Source organism: Hallella mizrahii (genome assembly GCF_009695775.1).
GTDB classification, from domain to species: Bacteria; Bacteroidota; Bacteroidia; order Bacteroidales; family Bacteroidaceae; genus Prevotella; species Prevotella mizrahii.
In genome coordinates this window covers 1-2,162 of record NZ_VUNG01000087.1, presented here as the reverse complement: position 1 = coordinate 2,162, position 2,162 = coordinate 1, and the positions used below count along the sequence as shown (strand labels likewise).

Sequence of the window (2,162 nt, the reverse complement as noted above, 5' to 3'; positions counted from 1 at the left end):
ACGCTCAGATGCTGCCCGGACAACTCGCTATTGATTAACAAGTCTTAAATCTTACTCAGCCTAGCATAAAACGGGGTACTCGAAAGTACTCTGTTTAAAGCTGATAAGCAACAATTGGACATTTACGTTATTAATCCGTAGGGACGATTTGATTTCGATTGCAAAGTTACGCGATATTGACACAAATCAATTCAACGATCTGTTCAGAGGATGAAACATTTGATACATGTAACAATATTCGACATATTGGTCAAAAATATAAGATCGTTGACCAATAAAGCAATAAATCAAATAGATCAGAAGATATCAGAACTATGAGAGGCTACTCATAGAATAGCAGCTACGATGAATGAAGAGAAAATAAACGGATTAGGAGTAGCTTGCCTATGATAGGACTTCATTCTCCCCGTCAGAGGGAGATTGAAAACTAAAAAGAAAAGAGATATTTTTTTATCTCAAATGCCCACAACTTATAGCCGAAAGGTGTGAGCAAGAAACCATCCTGCGTCAATTCTCTACGCATCTCATTCGTGCCGCGCCGAACAAAACTACGGAAGAGGTTAATATAAGCAATATGATGCTTCTCGCAATAATGACGCAGGCGCACATTGAGTTGTGCCATCATCTGCATCTTGCCTTTCAGCAATTCCTGATTGTTTTCCCATATTGGCAGATTACTCTCGACGAACAATTTGGTATGTGGAGATGAATGACGAATAAGAGCGATCAAGGCTACACTGGCATTAAAAGCCTGCTCGACAGTTCGCCCCTCGATAATATCCTGACCACCCGCCATCAAAAAGATAGCCTTCGGACGTCCGTTCAAAATAGGACGAATGCGACGATACATCCCTTCCGCATCATCTCCTGCAATGCCACGATTGCGCACATGATGCCAGGACAGCAATACATTCCAATCACCGGCATATTCCGTCAGCGCATTGCCAAGCATCACGATGTCAGTACTATCAATATCACGCATGGCAGCAAACTGCGATATACGCGCCTGATAATGCTCCGATTGCGCACACGCGGGAAGCAGCAGAAAGAGGGAGAGTATGAAAAAGATGTATCGTCTCATTATTATATATAGGGTCTGTTACCCTTTCATAGCACTTAAGACACGCTCCAGATAATGTTGGGTGCGCTTCACACTATAGTGAATACCGCCATTCCAAGAGCGAATTGCCTGTTCTATATTCTTCAGCGGATTATATTTCGACTGTATCAGAAGAAACATCTCCTTTGATTTCTTAACACTCAGACGGTCAGAGAGTTTATACCGCTTCTTACTGCGCCGGCTTCGAAGGATATTGTTGCACTCAGCCACAAGCAAAGGTGTGATCTGCATGGCTCCAACCGAGCTACCATGCTTAGCCTTACTATTTCCATTACTCTCCACCTGAATGATGGCGTTCATCACATTTTCCCAATAAACGCTTTGGGAAGAGTCAACAGCATCGGAATCCTGATTATTACCTGCAAAAGCGCTGAATGTGCCTACAAAAAGCATCATCAAAATCAATAAAACGTTTCTCTTTATACCTTGCATAACTTACTATTTGTGGAGTTTGGACTTACAAAAAAAAGTCCGGAATGGGTTAAAAACAAGCGCCATTCAACTCCGTTCAACATTAGAGGATTGCCTCCAAGTAATATAAAAAACCGGTTATCCTCACATTAACTTTACAAAGGTAAGCAAAAAAAACGATATAACCAAATGATTTATAACTATTTAAGTGAAGGCCCTCGAGCCCTTCCCTAACCCTCCCCAAAGGGGAGGGGACAGAGCCCTTCCCTAACCCTCCCCAAGGGGAGAGGACAGAGCCCTTCCCTAGCCCTCCCCGAGGGGAGGGGACAGAGCCCTTCCCTAGCCCTCCCCGAGGGGAGGGAACAGAGCCCTTCCCTAGCCCTCCCCGAGGGGAGGGGACCGCAATACCCACAAAGCATATAATTCGGGCAGATGGTATGGTTTAGCAATTCTCTCCCCTCGGGGAGAGCTAGAGAGGGGCGTACAAAAATAGCCCTTGAAAACATTTCTGTCTTCAAGGGCTCTTGTTGAAAGAGGGCGGCCTCCTACTCTCCCGCATTGCATTGCAGTACCATCGGCGCAAGTGGGCTTAACTTCTCTGTTCGGAATGGGAAGAGGTGGGACCCCACCG

Annotated in this window: 2 protein-coding genes and 1 rRNA gene; all 3 read right to left on the bottom strand. The window is 44.9% G+C overall.

Annotated elements, in window-relative coordinates:
* Positions 1-427: 427 nt before the first annotated feature.
* Positions 428-1,081 carry a GDSL-type esterase/lipase family protein gene (locus FYJ73_RS15520; RefSeq protein WP_235899428.1) on the bottom strand — a complete coding sequence of 218 codons (654 nt, stop codon included), beginning with the start codon at positions 1,079-1,081 and terminating at the stop codon, positions 428-430.
* A gap of 18 nt (positions 1,082-1,099) precedes the next feature.
* Positions 1,100-1,516, bottom strand: a complete 417-nt coding sequence (locus FYJ73_RS15515) for a lytic transglycosylase domain-containing protein (protein ID WP_235899429.1) — start codon at positions 1,514-1,516, stop codon at positions 1,100-1,102.
* Between the two features lie 547 nt (positions 1,517-2,063).
* Positions 2,064-2,162: ribosomal RNA gene (gene rrf / locus FYJ73_RS15510) — 5S ribosomal RNA — on the bottom strand; the annotation flags it as partial.